The organism is Polynucleobacter sp. 39-46-10 (assembly GCF_002282275.1).
The window spans coordinates 1-7,246 of record NZ_NCJB01000114.1; the positions used below are offsets into that span (position 1 = coordinate 1).

Here is a 7,246-nt window from a genome sequence, read left to right on the forward strand (position 1 = left end):
AGCTTTATCAACATCTACATTCAAGATTGCTTGTTTCATGTCAATGTTGCCGCTGACATTACTAAATGCTTGCCAAACCCCTTGGCTTTTTGGCAGCAGGGGTGCTGGCTTGAATATTGCGGTGGAGAAAGGTAGATGCAAGCTGAGTTCCCCCGCAGTTCCGCTAGGGTAAGGCACTTGATTTGGGTCGCCCTTAATATGTAAAGAGCCATTTTGAATCTCTCCAGCCTCAAACGCCTTACTCAGATAGGCGCGACTATCCCTATCCATTCCAACAGGTAAATAGCGATGCGCTGTTGCTAATTTAGCCTTAACGAATTCCATATCTAGCGTCATTTGATCGGGTTGCTTGGGAGCGCCAATAAGGTAGCTCAGATCAAAATTGGTGGTGATTTCAGAGTTACTCAACTGCATTTTCTTGGCATTAATGAGCCAACTACCTTTTTGCTTGGACCAGCTAATGGAGCCTTTTGCGCGGTCTAATTGAATCTCGGGATCAGATAAAAAATCATGCATCTCCAATTCAAGATTTGTAGAGTCGAGTGTGAAACTGCCTTGCTTCTGATCGCTGACTAAGCTGCCGGACAAATTTAAAGCTGATGGCATCGATTTGTTCACTCCGGTAAAGCTAATGTCATTGAGCTTTGCGCTGATCGTGTAATCAAGTTTATTGGCGGAAAACCAATTGCCTGGAATTGGTAAAGTGGATAGAGCAGATTTTCTTTCAGACCAATTGATATCCAAGTTCTGCAGCTCACCATCTGCTTCAGAAATCTTGATCCACTGATGTATTTTTTTCGGCAGGGGAAGATTGAGTGCGAAGAGCGCAACATCCTCTACTTGTACTTTTGGTGAGGAAAAACCAAACTCTGTGATCTCGCCACCATCCTTAGGGGAGCGCCAGCGGAAAGTAATGGGGCTTAATTTTTCAAGGGGGGCGGTGCTAGGACTGTCAATATTGCGCCATGCTAAAGTTTTTGTTGTGATGGAATTGAGGCCGCCATCTGTACCCTGCACTAGATTGGTTTCCAACCTACCGAACTCAAGGGGATCTTCGCCTTGATTTAATTGGACTCGGAGATTATCGGCCGCCAACGAGATTTGCCCACCATTGGCTTTTCCGCTATCGAGTTTTATGCTGCCCTGAGAGTTGACATTGCCACCGAGATCATGGAGTGGAAGTCTAATATCCTTAGAAATATGGCTGAGATTGAGTTCAGTAAGCCCCCATGAAAAGCTTCCGATCCAATCTCGCCAATTGCCTTCTTGTCCCCCAAGATGATGAACAAAGTCAGCTTGGAGTTTGATTGGGCTAGCACTCCAAGGTGTTTGTACAAGCAACTGACCTTGATGACTGCGAATGCCATTTTTTAGGTGGATGCTTTGAATGTCAATTGAGGTCTTTAGCTTTCGACTTTGCTGATCTTCCCAAAATATTTTGGCGTCGTTGATTTGTATATCGTTTTGAGCAAACAACCAATTCTCGGCAGAAAAGTCATTCTCTTTGCTATGAATGGGAATTCCAGCAATTGAGATCGCACCTTTTGCATCTCGTTGTGCGTAAAGCTCAATCTGATTAAATGTGATCTCATGAAAATACGGGGCTAAGTGATAAAAAGTTAGCCAGCTAAGTTGCCCATTGATGTCTTGAATAAGCAGGGAAGGGGTCGACGTTTTTGAGTTGTTAAACCTTAATCCCTGAATCGCAAAACTCGGACGAATTCCGGTCCAAGATACTTGTACGTCATCCATCGTGATGTTGGCGCCTAAGCGCGCACTCATCAAATGCTCTAGGGCCGGCTTAGATTTTTCGATCTGAGGCCAGAGAATAAAGCGCACCCCAAGATGGCCAAGCACAAAAAAAGCCACGGTGATACCAGCAAGTATGAGGGCGCGCTTGCGCCAACCGCCGCTAGAACCTGGTGGACGTTTTTGAAGCGCACTTTGTAGGCGAGTCCGGATGATATTTCGAAGCATAGACTCTATTATCCGTCAGCCCTTGCTTGCTCGCCAAGCTTCTGCAGTTTGAATATAGAGTCGGATTAATATAGAGAAATGACTAGCTTTCCTGTCCAAATTGAATTTCTAAAGCAGCACTCCAGCTACGCTCAACGTTGGCTTCATTCTCGCCCTGAATGGGTAGAGTGGCTTCGCTTGCAGGGTGCTCGCAAGGTAGATGTTGCCGGGATTAGGGATCTATTAACCCCTTGTCAGGATGCTTTAGCTTCTCCAGACCAGGATGAGGCTCAATTTATGGCTGATCTGAGGTTGGCTAGGCAGCGTCTCATGCTCTGGATTGCCTTCCGAGATCTCAATGGTATGGCCAGTCTTGGTGAGGTGACGCATGCACTCAGTCACTTTGCTGAGGAGGTAGTAGCATTATCGATTGCTTATATTCGCGAAGATCTGAAGCGTCGCTTTGGTTTGCCTTGGAGCACGGTCACTGGTTCAGAGATGCCCTTGATGGTGGTGGGCATGGGTAAGTTGGGCGGCTTAGAGCTTAATCTTTCTTCTGATATCGACCTAATCTTTTTGTATGAGCATGAAGGGGATACGCAAGGTGGGCCTAAGAGCCTCTCCTATCACGAGTGGTTTACTCGAATGGGTAAGCGTTTGATAAAACTATTAGCAGAGCATGATGCAAATGGATTTGTGTTTCGGGTAGATATGCGCCTGAGACCCAATGGAGATTCTGGCCCTTTGGTCTGTAGTCTCGATATGCTCGAGGAGTACCTCCTGGTTCAAGGCAGGGAGTGGGAGCGCTACGCTTGGATTAAGGGAAGGTTGATTGCGCCTTTACCGGAATCACCTGATTTTGCTCATTGTGAGCGGGAGCTTGATCAACTCATTCGTCCTTTTGTCTATCGCCGGCACTTAGATTATGGTGTGATTGCATCCATCCGTGAATTGCATGCGCAGATACAGCATGAAGCTGAGAAGCGTTCTTCCAATCATCATGGTCGATCCAGGGATATTAAGTTAGGCCGTGGTGGTATCCGTGAGATTGAATTCTTAGCGCAAATGTTTCAGTTAATGCGCGGAGGTACAGATCCTCGTTTTCGCATTCGCCCTACTCTAGAAGTTTTGGACTTGGTGAAGCAAAAAGAAATTCTGCCTGCTAGTGAAGTAGAGGATCTAAAGGCGGCTTATATATACTTGCGCCGCTTAGAGCATCGCATTCAGGTGTGGGAGGATCAGCAGACACACTATTTGCCCGAGGATGAGGGTGCACGCACTCGCTTAGCGGCGAGCATGGTTGACCCTAATCAAACTCAAGACCGGAATGCATTCATGTCTGAGCTCGATAAACATCAAGCGGCAGTAGCTCAGTATTTTGAAAAAGCATTTGTGCTTGATGATGCGGCGCGTCTAGACAATACCTCCTTGCCGGCAGGGTGGGAGCCGAACGGCATGCTGTTTCCAGAGTCTGCAACTCGCTGGCTGTCTTGGACTGATAGCTCAAAGCAAAGACAGTTGCCAGAGAAAAGCAGGATCATTTTCAACAATCTCATTCGTAAGGCTGCGGATAGTTTGCAGGCAGATCAGCCTACAGGAATTAGTGCAGACCAAACTTTGCTTCGCTTTTTTGATTTATTAGAGGCGGTTGCTCGGCGCAGTGCTTATTTATCGATTTTGTCAGAGTATCCGCAGGCGCTATCTAATGTGCTCGCTTTGCTCAAAGCCTCTCAATGGGGTGCGGAGTATTTAACTAGGCATCCCCACCTTTTAGATTACTTGCTTAACTCGCGTACTGAAAAAGCTCTTATTGAGCAACCGGAGCAATATTGGCAGGAAGTAAAAGCCACACTAGAGATGCGTTTGAATGACGTGATGGCTGATGGCGATGGTTCAGAGCAGGCCATGGATATTTTGCGCATTACCCACCACACCGAGACCTTTATTACGCTTTTGGCGGATTTGGGAATTGGCGTTGATCGTGAGCTTTCGGTTGAGAAGGTCAGCGATCATTTATCTGCATTAGCGGACTTAATCTTGCAGACTACTTTTGAGCGCGTATGGCCTAGCGTTGCTAAGAAGTTTGGGTTACCTATTGATGCGACCGCACCATTTGCGGTGATCTCCTATGGAAAGTTAGGCGGTAAAGAATTGGGATATGCCTCGGATTTGGACTTGGTTTTTTTATATCAAGCCGAGGAAACCGATTTTGCTGCTCAAGAAATTTACGCCTTACTAGCCAAGCGCATGATCAATTGGTTAACGGCTTACACATCAACTGGTAGTCTGTTTGAAATCGACACACGTCTTCGTCCAAATGGCTCCGCCGGATTCTTGGTAACCAATGCCGATGCGTTTAAGAAATACCAACTACGTGAAGGTGATAATGCTGCTTGGGTTTGGGAGCATCAAGCTCTGACGCGCGCAAGGTTCTCGGCGGGAAGTAAAGTGCTTGGAGCATTCTTTGATGATGTGCGTTTTGAGGTTTTAAGTCAAAAGCGTGATGTTGATCAGTTACGCCATGAGATTTTAGAAATGCGTCGCAAAGTCCATGCTGGGCATCCAAATCCGACTCCCGACTTTGATTTAAAGCATGATGCCGGCGGCATGGTAGATATTGAGTTTATTGTGCAATTTTTAGTCTTAGCATTTTCAAATACTTACCCACAACTGATTGGTAATTTAGGAAATATCGCCTTGCTACGTATTGCTGGAGAGGCGGGTTTAATTCAAGCTTCGATGGCCCAAAATGTAGGCGATGCTTATCGTCTACTGCGAGCGCGTCAACATCGCTTGCGTTTAGATGGTGCAGAAAAGACGCGGGTAGATTTAGAGTGTGAACCTCAACTGGTTAAGGCAAGAGAAGTGGTGTTGGCTCTATGGCAGGAAATATTCCTTGCGCCATCGAATGCTTGAAAAGCTTAACTTTGCTCTAGTAGTTCTCGAGCATGTCGACGAGTTGTGTCTGTGATCGTTGCGCCCCCCAGCATCCGAGCCACCTCCTCAACTCTTTCGGATCTTCCTAGCGGCATAACTTGGGATAGGGTTTTATCGCCCGCCTGTGATTTGCTGACTTTCAGATGGTGATTTCCTTGCGCAGCCACTTGCGGCAAATGGGTCACGCACAGAATTTGATGTGATTCGCCCAGTTGACGGAGCAACTTCCCAACTGTCTCTGCAACAGCGCCACCAATGCCGGCATCAACCTCATCAAATATTAGGGTTGGGGTAAATGACGCCTTGCTGGTGATGACGCTAATGGCCAGACTGATGCGGGCCAACTCCCCGCCGGAAGCCACTTTTGCTAACGAGCGTGGGGTGCTCCCAGCATGACCTGCAACCAAAAACTCAATTTGCTCAAGACCCTGGGCACCTCCTTCTGGAAGGGGTAGCAAAGCAATCTCCAGCTGACCACCTGCCATTGATAGGTCCTGCATGGCAGCGGTAACCTGCTTGCCTAAATCTAGCGCTGCTTTACTACGTTTTTGCGAGAGTTGTTTTGCTTGCTTGAGATAGGCTAATTCTTCTTGTTTCACCTTCTCGCGCAGAGCCTCTATATTTTGAGATGCTGTCAATGCTTCTAAACGTTCAGTGGTATCAAGTAGTAGTTTTGGCAGGTCATCTGCCTCGGTGCGATATTTTCTAGCTGCGCCATGAAGTGCTTGCATACGCTCCTCTACTTCACTAAGGCGGGCAGGATCTAAATCCAGCTTTTGTAAGTAGCGATTGAGGCTGTGTACTGCTTCATCAATCTGAATTTGTGCAGACTCCAGCGCTTGGCTGATTTCGCTTAATGATGAGTCATGCTCTGCCAATGCACTCATATTGGCGCTAGCTTTAGAGAGGGTGGATTCTACAGAGTTATCAGCATCGCTGAGAACATCAATTGCTTCTTGGCACCCACTGATAATTTTTGCGCCATTTGCTAGGCGAGCATGCTCACTTTGAATGGATGTCCACTCACCTTCTTGTGGAGAGAGCTCGCTTAGCTCTTCTAGCTGCCATTCCAGGCGCTCACGCTCACGTTCAATATCTTGCCCAGCATTTTCAGCTTGCTCTAGTTTGCGACGCGATTCATTTAGAGCTTTAAATAATTGAGAAACCTCGACCACAAGATCCATGTGGTTCGCATGGCGATCTAGTAGTTCACGTTGCGCGCCACCTTTAAGTAGTAGTTGATGTGCATGCTGCCCATGAATATCAACCAACTGATCGCCTGCTTCACGCAGTTGTGCCAAGGTTGCTACGCTGCCGTTAATAAAAGCGCGGCTACGACCATTTACCTCTACAGTTCTTTTGAGGAGCAGGCTTTGCCCATCATCTTCAAGTGGAAAGCCTTGCTCATCAAGCCATTGATTAAAGTATTGATTTTGCTGTGAATCTACTCTAAAGAGAGCGCTAATTTCTGCACGATTGCAGCCCTCACGTATCTGGCTACTATCTGCACGCTCACCCAATACCAGGCTGAGCGCATCCAAGAGAATGGATTTACCGGCACCCGTTTCGCCGGTGAGGACTGTAAAACCTGAGGAAAGATCTAGTTCTAACTGGTCAACAATGACAAAGTCACGAAGCGATAGTGTTTGAAGCATGACCTAGCGTACCTAAAAGTTCGACATCAGAATGTCGATGGATACTCATTCCAATGTAACTTCTCTCGCAAGGTTTTGTAGTCACTGTGACTGCGAGGGTGAAGTAGTGTGATGGTTTTTTTGGATTGACTGACTTCAATGATGTCGCCTGATTGCAAATTAGTCTGTGATTGCATATCGAAGTTCACAATCACTTCCCTACCATCAACTACCTCGATGCTCACCACAATATCTTGTGGCAATACGATAGGGCGATTAGATAATGAGTGTGGGGCAATTGGGGCTAACAGAATTCCGGCTACACGCGGATGCAAAATAGGCCCGCCAGCAGAAAGTGCGTAGGCAGTTGAGCCAGTAGGGGTTGATACGATCAAGCCATCAGAGCGCTGGTTGTACATAAACGAGCCATTGACGCGCACTGCGAGTTCGACCATTCCAGAAATTCCGGAACGATTCACAACTACATCATTTAAGGCGAGTGCCTGATTAATCTGTTTGCCATTGCGCATGACAACTGCATCGAGCAGGGTTCTCGTGTCAGCTTCATATTCACCGGCAATAATTTGCGGCAAGACTGTTTGAACATTTTGGATTGGGATATCAGTCATATAACCCAGGCGACCCATATTGATGCCAACCAGGGGGACTTTGCTGCCCGCCAATTGACGGCCAATGCCAAGCATCGTGCCATCGCCACC

General features: G+C 47.1%; 4 protein-coding genes. 1 reads left to right on the forward strand and 3 read right to left on the reverse strand.

The window, feature by feature from the left end; genetic code table 11:
• On the reverse strand, nucleotides 1-1,977 hold a 1,977-nt coding region (locus B7X71_RS09950), incomplete at its 3' end, for a DUF3971 domain-containing protein (protein WP_293600643.1).
• Between the two features lie 78 nt (nucleotides 1,978-2,055).
• On the opposite strand from B7X71_RS09950, the gene glnE reads away from it, so the two are divergent.
• Complete coding sequence (gene glnE, locus B7X71_RS09955) at nucleotides 2,056-4,872, forward strand: bifunctional [glutamate--ammonia ligase]-adenylyl-L-tyrosine phosphorylase/[glutamate--ammonia-ligase] adenylyltransferase (protein ID WP_293600645.1); 2,817 nt, start codon at nucleotides 2,056-2,058, stop codon at nucleotides 4,870-4,872.
• A 5-nt stretch (nucleotides 4,873-4,877) separates the two neighbouring features.
• On the opposite strand, the gene recN is transcribed toward glnE, so the two are convergent.
• Nucleotides 4,878-6,548 (reverse strand): DNA repair protein RecN, encoded by a 1,671-nt coding sequence (gene recN, locus B7X71_RS09960; protein WP_293600647.1) that lies wholly within the window; start codon nucleotides 6,546-6,548, stop codon nucleotides 4,878-4,880.
• Nucleotides 6,549-6,574: 26 nt separating this feature from the next.
• A partial coding sequence (locus tag B7X71_RS09965; protein ID WP_293600649.1) for an NAD(+)/NADH kinase occupies nucleotides 6,575-7,246 on the reverse strand: 672 nt, incomplete at its 5' end.